Annotated in this window: 18 protein-coding genes and 1 tRNA gene; 2 read left to right on the top strand and 17 right to left on the bottom strand. The window is 54.4% G+C overall.

The window, feature by feature from the left end; all coding sequences use genetic code 11:
* Positions 1–142: 142 nt before the first annotated feature.
* From NI21_RS0105505 to NI21_RS0105500, 3 genes are all read right to left on the bottom strand, one after another.
* On the bottom strand, positions 143–565 hold the full coding sequence (locus NI21_RS0105505; protein WP_033125250.1) for a type II toxin-antitoxin system HicB family antitoxin: 423 nt from the start codon (positions 563–565) through the stop codon (positions 143–145).
* A gap of 30 nt (positions 566–595) precedes the next feature.
* Positions 596–769, bottom strand: coding sequence for a type II toxin-antitoxin system HicA family toxin (locus tag NI21_RS16335; protein WP_081957986.1), 174 nt, complete (start codon positions 767–769; stop codon positions 596–598).
* Positions 770–999: 230 nt separating this feature from the next.
* Positions 1,000–1,073, bottom strand: a tRNA-Val gene (locus NI21_RS0105500).
* Between the two features lie 177 nt (positions 1,074–1,250).
* On the opposite strand from NI21_RS0105500, the gene NI21_RS0105495 reads away from it, so the two are divergent.
* Positions 1,251–2,519, top strand: a complete 1,269-nt coding sequence (locus tag NI21_RS0105495) for an ArsB/NhaD family transporter (protein WP_033125249.1) — start codon at positions 1,251–1,253, stop codon at positions 2,517–2,519.
* A gap of 33 nt (positions 2,520–2,552) precedes the next feature.
* Positions 2,553–3,038: a hypothetical protein gene (locus NI21_RS0105490; RefSeq protein ID WP_033125248.1), complete on the top strand. Its 486-nt coding sequence runs from the start codon at positions 2,553–2,555 to the stop codon at positions 3,036–3,038.
* Between the two features lie 69 nt (positions 3,039–3,107).
* Here the strand turns inward: NI21_RS0105490 and hisIE are convergent, their stop codons facing one another.
* The 14 genes from hisIE to NI21_RS0105420 all read right to left on the bottom strand — a co-directional run bounded on the left by hisIE (position 3,108) and on the right by NI21_RS0105420 (position 17,646).
* On the bottom strand, positions 3,108–4,391 hold the full coding sequence (hisIE, locus tag NI21_RS0105485) for a bifunctional phosphoribosyl-AMP cyclohydrolase/phosphoribosyl-ATP diphosphatase HisIE (RefSeq protein ID WP_033125247.1): 1,284 nt from the start codon (positions 4,389–4,391) through the stop codon (positions 3,108–3,110).
* 21 nt (positions 4,392–4,412) lie between these two features.
* Positions 4,413–5,000 (bottom strand): imidazoleglycerol-phosphate dehydratase HisB, encoded by a 588-nt coding sequence (gene hisB / locus NI21_RS0105480; RefSeq protein WP_033125246.1) that lies wholly within the window; start codon positions 4,998–5,000, stop codon positions 4,413–4,415.
* 7 nt (positions 5,001–5,007) lie between these two features.
* Positions 5,008–6,309 carry a histidinol dehydrogenase gene (hisD, locus tag NI21_RS0105475; protein ID WP_033125245.1) on the bottom strand — a complete coding sequence of 434 codons (1,302 nt, stop codon included), beginning with the start codon at positions 6,307–6,309 and terminating at the stop codon, positions 5,008–5,010.
* Between the two features lie 67 nt (positions 6,310–6,376).
* Complete coding sequence (gene hisG, locus NI21_RS0105470; protein ID WP_033125244.1) at positions 6,377–7,012, bottom strand: ATP phosphoribosyltransferase; 636 nt, start codon at positions 7,010–7,012, stop codon at positions 6,377–6,379.
* A 2-nt stretch (positions 7,013–7,014) separates the two neighbouring features.
* Entirely contained in the window at positions 7,015–8,271 is a 1,257-nt protein-coding gene (gene hisZ, locus NI21_RS0105465) for an ATP phosphoribosyltransferase regulatory subunit (RefSeq protein ID WP_033125243.1), read from the bottom strand.
* Between the two features lie 65 nt (positions 8,272–8,336).
* Positions 8,337–8,885, bottom strand: coding sequence for a Holliday junction resolvase RecU (locus tag NI21_RS0105460; protein ID WP_033125242.1), 549 nt, complete (start codon positions 8,883–8,885; stop codon positions 8,337–8,339).
* 2 nt (positions 8,886–8,887) lie between these two features.
* Positions 8,888–9,904, bottom strand: a complete 1,017-nt coding sequence (locus tag NI21_RS0105455) for an RluA family pseudouridine synthase (protein WP_033125241.1) — start codon at positions 9,902–9,904, stop codon at positions 8,888–8,890.
* A 25-nt stretch (positions 9,905–9,929) separates the two neighbouring features.
* Positions 9,930–10,505 carry a hypothetical protein gene (locus NI21_RS0105450; RefSeq protein ID WP_033125240.1) on the bottom strand — a complete coding sequence of 192 codons (576 nt, stop codon included), beginning with the start codon at positions 10,503–10,505 and terminating at the stop codon, positions 9,930–9,932.
* A 1-nt stretch (position 10,506) separates the two neighbouring features.
* Positions 10,507–11,289 carry an SDR family oxidoreductase gene (locus NI21_RS0105445; RefSeq protein ID WP_033125239.1) on the bottom strand — a complete coding sequence of 261 codons (783 nt, stop codon included), beginning with the start codon at positions 11,287–11,289 and terminating at the stop codon, positions 10,507–10,509.
* Between the two features lie 34 nt (positions 11,290–11,323).
* Positions 11,324–13,252: a YgiQ family radical SAM protein gene (locus NI21_RS0105440; protein WP_033125238.1), complete on the bottom strand. Its 1,929-nt coding sequence runs from the start codon at positions 13,250–13,252 to the stop codon at positions 11,324–11,326.
* Positions 13,249–13,965, bottom strand: a complete 717-nt coding sequence (locus NI21_RS0105435; protein WP_369792775.1) for a pseudouridine synthase — start codon at positions 13,963–13,965, stop codon at positions 13,249–13,251. The genes NI21_RS0105440 and NI21_RS0105435 overlap by 4 nt, the downstream gene beginning before the upstream one ends.
* Positions 13,965–15,359: an RsmF rRNA methyltransferase first C-terminal domain-containing protein gene (locus NI21_RS0105430; protein ID WP_033125236.1), complete on the bottom strand. Its 1,395-nt coding sequence runs from the start codon at positions 15,357–15,359 to the stop codon at positions 13,965–13,967. Before NI21_RS0105430 ends, NI21_RS0105435 begins: the two co-directional genes overlap by 1 nt.
* 68 nt (positions 15,360–15,427) lie before the next feature.
* Entirely contained in the window at positions 15,428–16,141 is a 714-nt protein-coding gene (locus NI21_RS0105425) for a M23 family metallopeptidase (RefSeq protein ID WP_033125235.1), read from the bottom strand.
* A gap of 56 nt (positions 16,142–16,197) precedes the next feature.
* Positions 16,198–17,646, bottom strand: a complete 1,449-nt coding sequence (locus tag NI21_RS0105420) for an aminoacyl-histidine dipeptidase (RefSeq protein ID WP_033125234.1) — start codon at positions 17,644–17,646, stop codon at positions 16,198–16,200.
* Positions 17,647–17,760 lie beyond the last annotated feature (114 nt).

Below are 17,760 nucleotides of genomic sequence, written 5' to 3'. Positions count from 1 at the left end.
CTTCCTCCCTTTATATTCTAAAGGATTATTATATCTCTATGCGATTAAAAGGAAATTGATGAAAAGAGACTTAGAAGAATTATTTTACTTTTTAATTAACAAAAGACCGGAAGAAATATACTATCTTCTGGTCTTTTGCGGATTAATAATTCGGTGTTTTAAGCCCAAGAGTTGATATTAGTGCCTCCTGAAGGACTCTTGAGACATTGATGCCTGCATGTTCAGCCTCATAGTTCAGCCAACTGGGTAAAGCAACATTTCTCCTAACCGTTTTTGTGTCTATTTTTCTTCTGTACTCACCAGAGTCAATGTCTACCAAAGAAATGACAGTATTACCCTCGCCAGCAAAAACTCCATCATTTGCATTAAGCCCTTCTAATGCAGATGGTTTAGGAATAGGTTTATTTGCATCTTCCAGCGATACGCATTTTACTTCAATTGCGTCTCTTGCCATTTCAATTGCATTGCTCATATTTTCCCCTTCAGTTAAAATATCAAAATCAGGGACTTCGATTAGAATATTATTTTCTGTTTTAGTGAATAAAACTGGGTAAACGGCTTTCATATAATCTCCTCCTTCTGGCAATCCTAAAACTTATAAAAGCCCTCTTCTTCTCAATATCGCTCTGGCCAATCGCTCATCAATTTCATTGTGTCGTGGAACAGTTTCCTGTTCATCTCCTCTAGTATAAACATCATGACTGCTACCATGGCGTTCGAAGACAAATCCACCGTCTTCTAGTTTTTTGATCAAATCACGCCTTTTCAAAAAGTATACATCCTCCTTATAATTAATTATACACACTAATTACACAAAATACAATGCTGCGGCAAAAATTGCCTCTTGTATATGCTTCGGTCAGTTGAATGTGGCCTGTGGTTCCTATTATAAATATATTTTCGGAAGAAACTGGGAAATTTGGGCAAAAACAAAGCCAACTGAGACTCAATAAAAACTAATACTAATAAAGGGGAAAAAGAATTTTAAGAAAAAATAAATGGAAGCAATGGGGCTCGAACCCATGACCTCTCGCGTGTGAGGCGAACGCTCATCCCAGCTGAGCTATGCTTCCATGTCTATTATTATATCACTATGTCTGAAAAATGCAAGGACGAAACACAAAAATGATAATTTAAAAACAATTTTGTTAAATGTTTGACAACGAAGAAAATTGTGCGTATCTTATATTTACAAAACAGAAAAATAAGAGTACAATACCATCTGAACATTAACTAGGAGGTAACAAAAGATGAATACAGAGGCAGTGATCTCAGTCCTTGTCTTTCTTCTCGTCATGGCTGCGATCATATCTGAAAAAGTGCACCGCTCCGTGGCCGCAATGGCCGGAGCTGTCATCCTTCTTCTCTTCCACGTGCTGTCCATCGAGGAGGCCACGTCCTACGTGGATATCAACACGATCGGCGTACTGGTGGGTATGATGCTCTTTGTGGCGGTTGTCAAGAATTCCGGTCTGTTTGAGTATGTCGCCATCAAGGCGGCGAAGCTCACAAAAGGAAGACCCATGGCTATCATGGTTGTATTTGCCGTCATCACGGCGCTGCTGTCCGCCTTTCTGGACAACGTGACCACCGTGCTCCTGATCGGGCCCATGACAATTGCCATCACGCAGATGCTGGAGGTCAACCCCATCCCCTATCTTCTTTCCCAGATCATGGCGTCCAATATCGGCGGTACAGCCACGCTGATCGGTGACCCGCCCAATATTATGATCGGAAGCGCTGCGGGACTGAGCTTTGTGGATTTCGTGATCAACACCGGAAGCGTAATCGTCATCATCATGGCCGTGACTGTGGTGATCTACTATTTCATGTACAGAAGCCGGATCAGCGTAGTCAAGGAGAACATGCAGAAGGTCATGGAGCTGGATGAGGACCGCTCCATTAAAGATAAGCCACTTCTCATAAAAAGTGTTATAATGACTATAGTGGTAGTGATCGGATTTGTGTTCCATTCACAGCTCCAGGTAGAGTCGGCCACAGTCGCGATGTTTGCCGCTGGCTTTATGCTCATCTTTGGAAAGCAGGATGCGGAAGAGATCATCCTTGGCGTGGAGTGGTCCACGATCCTCTTCTTTATCGGGCTCTTTGTCGTTGTTGGAGGACTGCAGAAATCCGGTGTCATCTCCTCCATGGCTGAGGTAATGGTCGGATTTATCGGAAACAACGAGGCGCTGGGCATTATCGTTATCCTGTGGGTGTCCGCCATCATCTCGTCCTTCCTGGACAACATTCCTTTTGTGGCGACTCTCATTCCGCTGATCCTCACAATGGAGAGCAGCGGTGTGGATGTGGCTCCCCTGTGGTGGGCTCTCTCCCTGGGCGCATGCCTGGGAGGAAACGGCACGCTGATCGGAGCCAGCGCCAATGTGGTACTGGCAGGAGTCAGCTCAAAGAACGGCTATCCGATCACCTTCATGCAGTACACGAAAATAGGATTTCCGCTGATGCTTATCTCAATCTTGATCAGCATGGTCTACCTGCTGCTCCGTTTTGCGTAGGCGCCCGGCGGAGAAAAGGAAGGAGAGGCTTTTATGAACAGAAACACAGTGAGCGGAGATATTATCGACTGGCAGCTCAGACAGATGGGCGCCTCGAATATCACATTTGTAAACAGCAATATGTACATTGTTGACTTTAAGCTGGAGGGCGGACTTCTTGTGTCCTACGTGTTCAATATTACCCGGGGAGACAAGTATTTCCTTCAGAGGATGCGCCCCTATGCCATGGTTCAGGGCAAATATGCCAACACGGCACAGATCGCCGAATTTATTGAAAAGGATCTGTCCAAGTTCCGCAACGCGGAGCACAGCCGCAATTTTGACAAGTTTATTGAGATTTCAAAAAAGGGAGCTGAATTTGCGGAGGCTCTTGAAAATCTCTTCCTCAATTACAATGTGGGCAAGGAGGAGATGGAGAGCATGGAGGAAAAGCTGGACAGACTGCTGGAGCACATCGGGCAGGCCAAGGAGAAGGCCGCGCCCATCCAGGTGCCTCCACTGAACGAAAACGAAAAATAAGGTCAAAGAAAATCCTCATGGAGCTCCATGAGGATTTTTAAATTATCTGTCTTTAGATTACCTGTCTTCCTATCTGTCCGCCAGCTCTTTGACAATGTCCTCCCAGCTGACGCCCCTCTCCACCATGAGCACCATGGCGTGGTAGAGGAAATCCGCCATCTCGTACTTGACCTCCTCCGGGTTGGGGTTCTTGGCCGCGATGATGATTTCTGTGGCCTCCTCTCCCACCTTCTTGAGGATCTTGTCGATTCCCTTCTCAAAGAGGTAGTTTGTGTAGGATCCCTCCTTGGGGTGGTCCCTTCTGTCCACAATGGTATTGTAGACGCTCTCAAACACCTGAAGCGGATTGGTCTCGTCGTAGTCCGATCCCACCAGTGGCTGGAAGAAGCAGGTCGGATTGCCGGTGTGGCATGCCGCTCCCACCTGGTCTACCTTGGCCAGGAGGGTGTCCTTGTCGCAGTCGATGGTCAGGGAGTGGACATACTGGAAGTGTCCGCTCGTCTCCCCCTTCACCCAGAGGCACTGGCGGCTTCTGCTGTAGTAGGTCATCCGCCCGGTCTTGATGGTCTGGTCAAAGGCCTCCTCATTCATGTAGGCCAGCATCAGCACCTCCTGGGTCTTGTAGTGCTGCACGATGACCGGGATCAGTCCTTTGTCGTCTGTCTTAAACTCAGAGAAATCCATCATACTCTCAAAGGAAGTCATCTGGATCTGCTCTTCCTCGCATTTCTTCTTGAAGTCATCGAAATTCATGTCCGTCTGGCTCACATACTTGCCGGAAAGCCCCCGCACGCCGGAGCACTTCAGAATCTTGAAGAGCTCTTTTTCCTCCATGGTGTCTGTCAGCACCACGCAGGGGATATCCGTCACGTTGATCACAGAGTTCAGATCCAGACGATGCATGAAAACAAGCTCGCTGGCGTACTCGTTGATGAGGTGCTGGTGCTTGAAGAGGGCGTCAAAGTCGTTCAGCGAGACAGCGATCTTCTCCTTGCCGAAGCGCTTGGACACGTCCTCTATAAGCTTCTGGTTGTCTGCTTTAGAGAAGTTCAGCATGGCTCTCTTGGCGCCTGCGTAGAGGATCTTTTTGATGTCCTCCTGCCGCTTTACATTTCCGCCCGCCACCATGGGAATGTGGATGACGCGGTTAATTTTCTTCATGAGGTCAATGGCCTCGTCGTGGTCCTCATCAGAGTCTGACAGGTCAAATACAAGGAGCTCGTCCGCTCCGTGCTCACTGTAATATCTGGCAAGGGAAATGACATCGTCGCTCACTACCGTATGGTCGTCGAACCAGCGAACCGCCTTGCCGGAGTCGATAAAGATACAGGGTATCAGTCTTTTATAACTCATTTCTCTTCCCCTTTTCCTTTCCTATAAAGTACCCTTTGTGGTCCAGGCTCCCTCGATGCGGGGTTCCATGGATACAGCCATATCCAGGGCCTTGCCAAAGCCCTTGAAGAGGGCCTCGGCGATATGGTGGTTGTTTATGCCGTCCAGCACCTTCAGGTGCAGGTTCATCTTTGCGCTGTAGGAGATGGCATAGAAAAATTCCCGCACCATCTCTGTGTCCAGATCTCCGATCCGCTCTGCCGTAAACGGGGCATCATAGTTAAAATACGGGCGGCCGGACAGGTCGATGGCGCACAGAATGAGGGTCTCGTCCATGGGGAGCAGGAAATTGCCGTATCTCTTGATCCCTTCCTTTCCTCCCAGGGCCTCCAGGATGGCGCTGCCGAGGACAATGCCGGTGTCCTCCACCGTGTGGTGGCAGTCCACATCCAGGTCTCCCGCGGCCCTCACGGTCAGGTCAAAGAGCCCGTGGCGGGCAAATCCGTTCAGCATGTGGTCAAAGAAGCCGATGCCGGTCTCTATGTCCGTCTTTCCGGTTCCGTCCAGGCAGATGGTGACCTCTATGTCTGTCTCCTTTGTGGTTCTTCTGATCGTCGCTTTTCTGTCCATATCTGTATTACGCCTCCTTGTCCTCAAAGCGGACTTTGATGGAATTGGCATGTGCCGTCAGGTGCTCCGCCTGGGCAAAGGCCTCAATGTCCGTGTGTATCTTCTCAAGGGCCTCCCTTGAATAGCCGATGATGCTGGATTTCTTGATGAAATCATCCACTGACAGGGGAGAGAAAAACCGGGCCGTGCCGTTGGTGGGGAGCACGTGGTTGGGGCCCGCGAAATAGTCGCCCAGGGGCTCGCTGGCATACTCCCCGATGAAAATGGCGCCCGCGTTGCGGATCTTTGTCATCACATCGTAGGGGTTCCTTGTCTGGATCTCCAGGTGCTCTGAGGCAATTTCATTGGCAATGTCGATGGCCTCATCCATGTTCTCTGCCACAAGGATGTAGCCGTAGTTGTCCAGTGATTTCCGGATGATCTCGCTTCTGGAGAGCACCCCGAGAAATTCGTCCACCTCCTCAGACACCCGCCGTGCCAGCTCCTCGCTGGTGGTGACAAGGATGGCGCTCGCCAGCTCGTCATGCTCGGCCTGGGACAAAAGATCCGCTGCCACATACCTGGGATTGGCGCTGTCGTCAGCGATGACTAGGATCTCGCTGGGACCTGCGATGGCGTCAATGCTGACATACCCGTAGACAGCCTTCTTGGCCAGGGCCACGTAGATGTTGCCCGGCCCCACGATCTTGTCCACCTTGGGGATACATCCGGTGCCGTAGGCCAGTGCGCCTACAGCCTGGGCTCCTCCCACCTTGTAGATCACGTCCGCCCCCGCCTCGTTGGCAGCCACCAGAGTGTTGGGATTTACCTTTCCGTCCTTCCCGGGGGGAGTCACCATGACGATCTCCTCCACTCCCGCCACCTTTGCGGGCACGATGTTCATCAGCACGGAGGAGGGATAGGCGGCCTTTCCGCCGGGCACGTAGACTCCCACCCTCTGCAGGGCTGTCACCTTCTGGCCAAGGATGGTGCCGTCCGGCTTGCTGTCAAACCAGCTGTACTGCCGCTGCTTCTCGTGATAGCTGCGTATATTAACGAGAGCCTTCCGGATAATGGAGATGAGCTCCTCCCCGGCCAGCTCGTAGGCCTCCCGGATCTCTTCCTCCGTCACCCGGATATTCTGCTCATTGATGTCAGCGTGGTCAAATTTCGCGGTGTACTCGAACAGAGCCTCATCGCCCTTTGCCTTCACATCCTCCAGGATGCGGGTCACACCCTCCTCGTAGCTGCCGTACTGGTTGGGACTTCTCTTCAGAAGGTCCTCCAGCAGGTTTCTCCTTGTATGTCTGTCCAGCTTCTGTATCCTCATGTTCACAATCCTTCCTTCCAATCTGTCTTTCAGTCACGCTCTCGCTTACTCTTTCAATCGCGGTCCGCTAAATCACGGTTCGCAGGCGGGTGATGAGATCTCTGATCCTGTCGCTCTCCATCCGCATGCTGACCGGATTTACGATCATTCTGGCAGAGATGGGGCACACCTCCTCCAGCACGGTCAGGCCGTTTTCCCGCAGGGTGGAGCCGGTCTCCACGATGTCCACGATGACCTCAGAAAGGCCCACAATGGGGGCCAGCTCGATGGAGCCGTTAAGCTTGATGATCTCCACGGTCTGATGCTTTGTGTTGTAGAAATAGTCCTTAGCGATATTGGGGTATTTTGTGGCCACCCGGATGAGCTCGTGGTGCTCCAGCAGAGGAGCCGCCTTCTTGGGCCCGCAGACACACATGCGGCAGGCGCCGTAGCCCAGATCCATGACCTCGTGGACCTTTCGCCCCTCCTCCAGGATGGTATCCCTGCCGACGATCCCGATGTCCGCCGCCCCGTATTCCACATAGGTGGGCACGTCAGGGCCCTTTGAAAGGAAAAACCGGAGTTTCAGATCCTCGTTTGTGAAAATGAGCTTTCTGGACTTCTCGTCCTTCATCTCCTCACAGGTGATGCCGATCTTCTCAAAAAGCTCCAGTGTATGTTTTGCAAGTCTGCCCTTTCCCAGGGCAAATGTCAGATATCTCATAATTACTGCTCCTGTTCCTTACTGCCTACAACCTTCTCCTCCCCTGTGACAAGGTTGATCATTAAGATCTGTCTGTCCGCCTGAATGTAGATCAGGCTTCCGGCATAGTATTCTTTTCCGTACCTCTTGTAGTCGTCCAGCGTCTTCCCCGTCTCCTTGCGCAGAAGCTCCGTGTTCTTGAATTTGTCCCGGAATTCCTTGGCCAGCTCGATAGCAGACTTCTCCATCCCCTTGTCATAGAGGATGAGGGTGTTTTTGCGGGAGTAGGTGATCCGCACGTGCTGTCTTGTGAGAGCCTTCATCAGCTCATCGATGACCAGGGCGAAACCGATGGAGGGGGACTCCTTGCCGAATTTCTCCAGAAGATGGTCGTACCGGCCGCCCTTTACGATGGCATCCCCTGTTCCGAAGGTGTATCCGCGGAAAATGATGCCTGTGTAGTAGCCGTAGGTTCCGCTCATGCTCAGGTCAAAGCTGATGTACTTCTCAGCCCCGTATATCTTCAGAATGTCGTAGATCTGCTCCAGGCGGCGCAGGGCCATGATAGCCTTGGAGTTGGGGGCGATGTTCCGGGCCTGGGCCAGCACCTCCACGCCTCCGAACAGGTCACCCAGTCCGGAGAGGGCCTCCTTTGCGCTCCTTCTCACCTGGATGCTGTCCAGATACTCCTCCACGCCGAAGTAGTTCCTGTTACCTATGAGCTCCCGCACCCGCATCTCGGCTTCCGAATCCAGGGAGGCATCCTCGATCAGGCTCTGGAAGAAATCCACGTTTCCCACGCTGACCTGAAACTCACGCAGCCCGATGGAGGACAGACAGTCCACTACCATGGCCAGCATCTCAGCGTCGGCCTCCACCGTGTCCACGCCGATCAGCTCCGCGCCCATCTGAGTATTCTCCCGCATCCTGCCCTGGTAGCTGGAATGATTGACAAATGTGTTCCCTGTGTAGCAGAGACGGATGGGAAGCTCCTCCTCCCCGAAGAGGGTGGCCGCCGCTCTCGCGATGGAGGGGGTGATATCCGGCCTGAGCACAAGGGTATTGCCCTCCTTGTCAAAGAACTTGTAAAGCTCCTTTGAGGGGGTGGTGCCGATCTCTTTGCGGAAGACATCAAAATACTCGAAAGTAGGTGTCTGGATGTCGTGATAGCCGTAGAGCTGCAGCACCTTGTGCAGACGGCTCTCCAGGGAAAGCTTTTTGCCGCACTCCACGTTGTATATATCACGGACTCCCTCCGGTGTATGTAGTAACTGTTTCATGAAAATCCTCCTCGCACTTTACCGTGCTAAAACGTTAAAACTCTTTTGCAATTATACGCACTTTTTTATGTATTGTCAAGTTTGTCCCTCATGGACAGATCCAGGTTCATAAGATCCAGATAGGGCAGATAGACCTTTGCCTTCATATCCAGAAAAAAGCGGGGATCCAGCTCGTCCATTCGGAAGCTCTTGCGTCCTCCCTGGCGGGAGCGGTTCCAGAACTTCAGGAGCTCTTCAAACCGCATGTAGTAGGCCCTGTGCTCACCGCTGAAGTAGATGAGAAGGAAAGCCACCCCGCCCTGCCGTTCAAATTTTTCCATAAATACGGCCTGGTGCTCGTGAATATTCTGGATGGGGAAGGTGCCCTCCGCGCACTCCTTTGCGTCAAAGCATACCGGAATTCCCTGGACAACGCCGATATAGTCCACTGTGCTGCGCTGCTCGAAATAGGCCAGGGTGATCTGTCGGTGCTCCTTGTCCATCCGGACCGGTGTGATGGGGGTGGGGATCTTCTGGATCAGGGCGATATTTTTTTCCGCGTACCGCTCGTTAGTCCTGTTGATGATATCCTCCAGCTCTGATCCCCTCAGTCCTCTTGTATTCCATGTGGCCATTGCTATTTCTCCTCCTTCAGTATCCTGGAAAAGAGATCCGGGAGAGGCGCCTCAAAGGCTTTTCCTGAAAGATGGGCAAGGGGGCCCGCTATCTCAGGAAAGACCATGCGGTGGGCGTGGAGAAGCTGGCTTTTCAGGCCGTAGGCCTTTTTGAAGCGGTCGTTTACCCTCCTGTCCCCGTACTTGTAATCCCCGATGATGGGATGCCCCGTCCCCGCCAGGTGGGCCCTGATCTGATGGGTGCGGCCGGTTATCAGATGCACCTCCAGAAGGGTGGCGTCTCTTATGATGGATACCGGCCGGTACTCTGTCTCGATGAACAGATCCTCCGGGGCGTTCTTTCTTTGGTGGACAGTGACCCGGTTTGTCCGTCTGTCCTTTTGCAGCCAGCCCCGTATCCGCTGGGATTCCTCCACTCTGCCCCTGACAAGGCACAGATAGTACTTTTTCAGGCTCCTGTCCTTGAAGAGGCGGCTCAGCTCCTGGAGCCCGGCAAGGCTCTTCCCTGCGGCGATGAGGCCGCTTGTGTTCCTGTCCAGACGGTTGCACACAGAGGGCCGGAAGGTGCGCAGCTCCTCCTCTGTGAGCTGCCCCGTCTCCAGCAGGTAGCGGATGACATACTCGGTCATGGACAGCTCCCGGTTGTCTGCCCTCTGGGACAGGATGCCGGCGGGCTTGTTTAAAAGGAGGACGTGGTCGTCCTCGTAGACGATGTCACTGCCTGTCAGGCGGAAGGGGCTCCTTTCCTCACCGGCTTTCCCGGCAGCTTTCCCAGGAACCTTCCCGGCATTTTTTGCTGTGTCCGAGAAGCCGTCGATGGTCTCCTCAGACAGGAAGAGCCGCACCACGTCTCCCTGGGCCAGCTTTTCACTGCCGGAGGCCTTCTTTCCGTTGAGGACAATGTTCTTTTTGCGGAGCATCTTGTAGAAAAAGCTTTTGGGGGCTTTTTTCATGTATTTGGCGAGAAATTTGTCCAGGCGCTGCCCGGCTTCATTCTCTGCTATCTGTAATTCCCTCATAGTTTCTTTTCCCTATATATTTTCCCTACATGGAAATGTTGAGAAGGATCTGGCGGATCCGCTTCTCTTTCTTGCTGTGTTCGCTGTGCTCTACCTGGGCGATGCTGTTCAGCCCCTCCGCCCTTGTGAGAAAGGGCTTGTAATCGGAAAAGATCTTTACAGTGATCTTGTTCAGGCGGTTCTCCTCCAGAATATTCCTGATGTGTTTTGCGGCCTCCTCGGGGACAGTCTTCCTGTTGGGGGCGTAGCCGCAGACAGTATTTCCGGAGATGACCACCGCCTCCACGGGCATGATCTTCTCCCGGCTTGTGATGACCAGGTCGAAGGCTGTGGTGAGAAGGGGCGCCTTTTCCCGGATCTCGGCCGCCTTGTCCTGGTCAGCAGTCCTGTAGGGCAGCAGGGTGATGAGTCCCACCAGCACCTTGCAGGCCGGCAGACAGCCCACGATGGCCACTACGGTGAGCAGGTTCAGCCTGGTGCCGGTCTGCATGTACCCCAGCACCAGGAGGGCGATCACAATGGCAAACTCCAGGAGAGTGAGCAGCAAAAGCCGTATTTTTCTGGCGTTCAGATAGCCAGGTGTTCCTTTTTCTATCTTCATCTTAAGTCAGACTCCTTGTATTCATTTTGTTCATAAACCAGTCCGTCAGTCTGTCCGGCGCAATCTTGGCGGCCGTCCTGGCCCCCTTCATGGCCGCGCCGTATACAGAGACGCTGCGGCGCCTGCGCACGTCCGACAGAGCCTTTCGCACCACTTTCCCGGGCTGGGCCATGAGCTTTTGCCTGGTCTTCCCTGCCGGCTCTCCGGCGGTGCGGAAAAAGTCCGTCTCCACAGGCCCCGGGCAGACGGCGGTGACAAAGATCCTCCTGTCAGCCAGCTCCTGGCCAAGGGCCCTGCTGAAGCTGAGCACGTAGGCCTTCGTGGCGCCGTAGACCGCAGATCCGGGCTGGGGCGCGAAGGCAGCCGCGGAGGCCAGATTGACGATGCGGCTTCCCCGGTTCATGTAGGGCAGGCACAGGCTGGTCAGGTGGGTCAGGGCCGTGCAGTTCAGCTGGATCATCCCGGTCAGGGTCTCCGGGCTTGACTGGGATACAAGAGCGTTGCACCCGACGCCGGCTCCATTGACGAGCATCCGAATGTCCGGCCTGAGGGCCTCCAGGTCCCGCTGCAGGTGATAGAAGACATAGTCTCTTGTGAGGTCGCTGTCGTAGATGCGGCAGTAGATGCCGGTCTCCTTTGTCAGCTCCTCCTTCAGCTGCTCCAGCTTGTCGCTGCTGCGGGCAATGAGCCATATCTCATCAAGGCTGCGGTAAAACTTCGGTATCTGTCTGGCGAACTCTCTTCCAAGACCGGAGGAGGCGCCTGTCACGATTGCTGTTTTCATATAAATCCCTTCTTTATCAATTATCTATACTTATCTATATGGTTTTCTTTCTATGTATATTGCGGATCGTCTTTTTCTTTCCCCTCTTTCCGGCCTTTCTCTCCCCCTGGCCGGCCGGAGCGTACTGCTTTATGCGTCTGCCCGCGCCCTCTTCCTTATCCTTTGGTCTTCTTGGACGGATCAGACATTTCTTATCAAATCCCACCAGATCCATCCGCCCCGCTTTTTTCAGAGCCTCCAGAACCAGATCATAGTTCCGCGGATCCCGGAACTGGATAAGGGCCCGCTGCATGGCCTTCTCATGCGGATTTTTCGGCACGTAGACCGGCCCCATGTCCCTCGGATCCACACCTGTGTAGTACATGCAGGTGGAGATGGTGGAGGGGGTGGGATAGAAATCCTGGACCTGCTCCGGCATAACTCCCAGATCCCGCAGGTACTCGGAAAGAGCGATGGCCTCCTTCAGGGTGGAGCCCGGGTGGGAGGACATCAGATAGGGAACCAGGTACTGCTTTTTCCCGATCTGTCGGTTGATGCTTTCGTATTTCTTTACAAAGGACTGGTACACGCTGTTCTTTGGCTTCCCCATCCTATCAAGGACCGGGTCCGCAATATGCTCCGGGGCCACCTTGAGCTGTCCGCTCACATGGTACTGGCACAGCTCCCGGAGGAAGGTGTCGTCCCTGTCGGCCATCACATAGTCGAACCGGATGCCGGAGCGGATAAACACCTTCTTCACACCGGGCACCTCTCTCAGTTTCCGTAATAATTTTACGTAGTCCTTATGGCTCACCTCCAGGTTTTTGCAGGGTTCTGGAAAGAGACACTGCTTTTTGCTGCATACGCCCTTTGTGAGCTGCTTTTTGCAGGAGGGCTGCCGGAAATTGGCAGTGGGCCCGCCCACGTCGTGAATGTACCCTTTGAAATCCGGATCCTCCATCATCCCCTTTGCCTCTGTCAGAAGGGATTTATGGCTTCTCGTCTGGAGGATGCGGCCCTGGTGAAAGGTCAGGGCGCAGAAGCTGCAGCCCCCGAAGCATCCCCTGTTGCTGACCAGGGAGAACTTTACCTCCTGGATGGCCGGGATACCGCCCGCCTCATCGTAGGCGGGGTGCCAGGTGCGCATGTAGGGATAGCTGTACACCTGATCCATCTCCTCCTGAGTCAGGGGCTTTGCAGGCGGGTTTTGGACCACAAAGCAGTGGTCCGAGTAGGGCTCCACCAGCCTCCTGCCGGAGAAGGGATCCGTGTTGCAGTACTGGGTGTAGAAGCTTCTGGCATAATTCAGCCGGTCCTCCTTCAGCGCCTCGTAGGACGGAAGAATCACCGGGTCGTAGACACTGGAAAGATCCCGCACCTTGCAGACAGTCCCGTCAATATAGGTGATATCCCGGATGGAAAGCCCTGCGTCCAGCGCCTCCGCCACAGCGGCGATGGACCGCTCTCCCATCCCGTAGGAGATGAGGTCCGCTCCGGAGTCCAGAAGGATGGATCGCTTCAGCGTGTCGGACCAGTAGTCGTAGTGGGCCAGACGGCGCAGGCTGGCCTCAATGCCCCCCGCGATAATGGGGGTATGCTTGTACACCTGACGGATCAGATTGCAGTATACAACCACGGCGTAATCAGGACGCTTTCCCATGACACCGCCAGGTGAAAAGGCGTCCGTGCGGCGCCTCTTTTTTGCCACTGTGTAGTGGTTGACCATGGAGTCCATGTTCCCCGCTGACACGAGAAAGGCGAGCCTTGGCTCCCCGAACTCCATGATGCTTTCCCGCCTGCGCCAGTCCGGCTGGGGCAGGATACACACTTTATATCCAAGGGACTCTAAAAGTCTGGTGATGATGGCATGGCCAAAGGAGGGGTGATCCACATAGGCATCGCCGGACACATAGACGAAATCCGGCTGGCTCCATCCTCTGTCCTCCATCTCTTTTCTGGAAATCGGTAAAAATCCCTGCTTCATTCTTCTTTCAACCTCTTGATCTCTTCCTCGGTGAGGGGCCGGTACTCTCCCGGTTTCAGGCTTTCATCCAGCCTAAGTGGCCCCATGGACTCCCGCTTCAGGTAGACTACCTCCATGCCCTGCGCGTGGAACATCCTCTTGACCTGGTGGAACTTGCCCTCCCGTATGGTGAGGCGCACACGGGACAGGTCCCGCCCCGCCTCCAGGATTTCCAGATCGGCGGGCATAGTGACAAGAGGCTCCTCCCTGGTCCCGATGTCCACTCCCTCCCGGAAGGCTTTCTTTGTCTGCTCTGTCGCGCGGCCGTCCACCTCCGCGTAGTAGGTCTTATCCACATGGCGTCTGGGGGACAGGAGGCGGTGGGACAGCTCCCCGTCGTTTGTGATGAGGAGAAGCCCCTCCGTATCCCTGTCAAGGCGTCCTACAGGGAAGAGATCCTTTCTCTTCTTATCCTGTATCAGGTCCAGGACAGTCCTGTCCCTTTTGTCCTCCGTGGCGGAGACGACACCGCCCGGCTTGTTGAGCATATAATACTCCATTTTTGCATAGGTGACCTCTATTCCGTCCAGGCAGACCTGGTCTCCTTCGCTCACCTTGCGCTCCGGGGAGCGGACCGTCTCGCCGTTGACGGTGACAGCCCCTCTGCGGATCTGTTTTTTTACCTCCTGGCGGGTGCCCTCACCCATGTCAGCCAGGTATTTATCTAATCTTATCATAGGGACTGCCATCTCCAGCCTGGCAGATATTTGTTCTTGAGTGTTCCTCCGGACAGCTTTCCCCATCCAAGCGGATAGCCGTCCACGCAGAAGAGATGCCAGCCCTTCTGCGCTGTGGAGGTCTGGTCTTCCACATCCAGGGTCTCCCCCTTCAGGTAGCGGATCACCCGCTCGTCGCTGCAGGGGAGACTGATAACCTGGTCAAACTCCTCCGCCCGGAGCGCCATGGCCAGAGCCTGGCTGGGCTCGAAGCGGTTCTTCTTGAGTTCGCCCAGGAGAAGGCCTGTCCGCAGGAAGCGAAGTCCCCGGATATCGGAAAGCCCTTCTGGCATATAATAAACCCTTTCGCCGTGAATATCCAGTCTGTCCGGACTTAAATCTATCTTAAGTTTCTCTAAAAACTTTTCCAGCTCCTCCGGCAGCCTTCTGCTCCTCCGTCTGGGTGGCTCCTTCCCTTCACTGCCTTTTTTCGGAGCCTGCTCCCCCTTCTGGAGGAGGGCCAGGAAATGCCCTTCCCCGTGCATCCTGTGGGGGAAGATGCGAACCGTGTCAGCCAGAGAGGGATCCGCCCCTTTTGCCAGCTCCGGTCTTCCGGGGGCAAAGCCCTGGTAGGGCTCTATGGGGCAGACGTGAAATTCCGGCCTCTCTCTTAAGAGGTGGGCAATGACCTCCTCGTTCTCCGACGGGTCAAAGGTGCAGGTGGAATAGAGCATCATGCCCCCCTCCCGCAGCATGGAGGCTGCCTGCAGGATGATATTCTTCTGTATCTTTGAGAAAAAGGCGGGGCCGTGCTCCTCCCACGCCTTTACCATCTTTTTGTCCTTGCGGAACATCCCCTCCCCGGAGCAGGGGGCGTCAATAAGGATCTTGTCAAAGAATTCTGGAAAAAATTCCGCCAGGCGTCCCGGCTCCTCGCTGGACACAAGGACGTTTCCGATGCCGAAGAGCTCAATGTTCTTTAGGAGCCCCTTGGCCCGGGAGCTGCTGATGTCGTTGGCCGCCAGAAGGCCCCTTCCCCGGAGCTTGGCCCCCAGCTCCGTAGCCTTGCCGCCCGGGGCTGCGCACAGGTCCAGTACTCTGTCCCCTGGCTCCACCGGGAGACGGCTGGCAGGGGTCATGGCGCTTGGCTCCTGGAGGTAGTAGAGGCCGGCGAAATAGTAGGGATGGCGTGCCGGAGACACCTCCTCCCCGTTGTAGTAAAAGCCGTTTTCGATCCAGGGCACCTGCCGGATCTCAAAGGGGCAGATCCGCCGGAAATCCTCTACGGATATTTTCTTTGTGTTGACCCGGAGCCCGTAATACCGGGGTTCGTCGTAGCAGGCTATATAGGATGGGAATTCATCGCCCAGAAGGCGCTGCATTTTCTCTTCAAACTCAGATGGGAGATTCATGTTTTTCCTCCGTTTTTTGTCTCGTAGTCATCTGATAAAGTATAACACAGATGGGCGGATTACACCAGCTAAGAATATTGGTATTTCAGCCTGCTGCTCTCCAGGGACCGCAGCAGATAGTAGGGGTTGACGCTGATCTCCTCCCCCGTCCCCCAGGAGTAGATGCCCAGGTGGAGGTGCACGTCGAACTCCCCCTTCGTCCCCTCGGGGCCATACCCGGAGTCCCCCATAAAGCCCAGGAGCTGTCCCGCCTTCACGGTATCCCCCTCCTTGATGCCCGCATAGGAGTCCAGGTGGGCATAGTAGTAGTAGACACCGTGAGGCGAGGTGATGCCGATCCGCCACCCGCCCAGCTCCAGCCAGCCAAGATTGGTGACAGTCCCATCAGATATACTGACAATGGGATAGAGCCCCCGCTCGTTTCTGGCAGCCATGATGTCTGTCCCCTCATGACTGCTCTTCTCCTTGTAATTTCGTTCGTACATCCAGGAATTCACATAGGATACAGAAAGGGAGGGATCCAGGGAGGACGCGGGCACAGGAAAGTACACGCTGTCCTCCTCCACCTGCCGCAGGAAGGTGCGGCACTCCTCTGAGAGCAGCTTCCTGTCCTTTTGCATTTGAGGGGAAAAGAAATCCTGCCTGTAGGATGGCGAGGAGATCCTCCTGCCGGCCAGGGTGTTCTGCCGTCCTGTCTCCAGCAGGCACCGGGCGCCCAGAGTGCAGAAAAAAGAAAATAGTAATACAAGAAGGAGCAGCCGTTCGGCTCTTATTTGTCTCAACGCAAAACTCCTTTTTGTATTACTATATGACTGGCCGTATGTATTTTAGTAGCTGCCTATCTGCATTTTGCCAGGACTGCCTTCAGGTAGTCGTAGCATCTTTTTGTGGACGCGATGTCCAGTCTCTCCCGGACGGAGTGAACGTCCGGAATGTCCGGCCCGAAGGAAACGCAGTCAAGGTCCGGGCGTTTGCCGAGGAAGAGACCGCACTCCAGTCCGGCGTGGATGGTGATGACCTTGGGATCCTCCCCGTACATCTGCCTGTAGGTATCTACCATGATCTCACGCATAGGCGAGTGCTCCTTGTACATCCACCCCGGGTAATCGCTGTCCGCCGTGAAGTCGCCGCCGCACAGAGCCGCCAGAGTCCGAAGCCTGTCCGCCAGCGCTTCTTTCTTGCTGTCCACGGAGCTGCGCACGAGGGCGTGAATGGTGAGGATATCCCCCTTCATGGAGGCCACGCCTGGGTTGAGGGAGGTCTCTACAAGTCCCTCCAGTCCCCGGCTGTAGGCCTGGGGGCCGTTGGGCATAAGATAGAGATAGTCGATGATCTGAGTGGTCCGCTCCGGCGAGGCGGCGGAGAGCTCCTGCCCTTGGGCTCCCTCCACAGTCACCTTCAGCCCCGGCTCATCCCCCATAAATTCCACGTCCCAGGTCTCCTTCATGGCCTGCGCTTCTTTTTCAAGCTTCTCCAGGCCGCCCTCAGCTACCAGAAGGGTGGCGGTACAGTCCATGGCAATGACGTTCTCCTTGCTGCCGCCCTCCAGGCTTACAAGGCGCAGGCCGGCGTCTCTGTTCAGCCTGTGGAGGAGCTGTCCCATCAGCTTCAGGGCGTTGCCCTTTTGCATGTGGATCTCCGCCCCGGAGTGCCCTCCCTTCAGCCCGGAAATCCGCAGCTTTACAGCCAGGCCTTTATCCGGCTGTGGATCAAGGGCAAAGGAGGTGCGGCAGGTGATGCCGCCGGCGCATCCGCAGGTCAGATAGCCCTCCTCCTCCGAGTCGATATTGATCAGCTTTGTGCCCTTCAAGAGGGTCAGGTCCGCAGCCATAGCCCCTCCCATGCCGGTCTCCTCGTCTGTCGTAAAGAGAGCCTCCAGGGGCGGGTGGGGAATATCCTTGCTGTCCAGGAGAGCCAGAGCCATGGCGATGGCAATTCCGTCATCGCCTCCCAGGGTAGTGTTCCTGGCTTTTACAAAGCCCTCCTCCGTATACAGATCCAGCCCGTCCTTTGTAAAGTCGTGGTCTGAGTCCTCGGTCTTGTCGCAGACCATGTCCAGGTGGCCCTGGATGATCACCGGGTCGCTTCCTTCATAGCCCTCTGTCCCGCTTTTCCGGATGATCACATTGTTCGCCTCGTCCTGGAGCACCTCCAGTCCACGCTCCTTTGCGAAGCGGACGCAGTAGTCGCTGATCCGCTTTGTGTCAAATGTGCCGTGAGGGATGCTGCACAGCTCCTCAAAAAAATGAAAGACTGCCTTTGGTTCCAGGTTGTCAAGTACTGCCATTGTATTATCTCCTTTATGTGTGATTTGAATGTAAATTCGTCTTTCTCTATTGTGTCACGGAATACATAAAAAAGCAAGCCGCGCCATAAAATAAACCAGATCCTTCCGGAAAAG

It is taken from the genome of Eubacterium sp. ER2, assembly GCF_000765215.1.
GTDB lineage: Bacteria > Bacillota > Clostridia > Lachnospirales > Lachnospiraceae > Claveliimonas > Claveliimonas intestinigallinarum.
The sequence above is the reverse complement of the archived record's forward strand: the minus strand, read 5'-3'. Positions and strand labels throughout refer to the sequence as shown.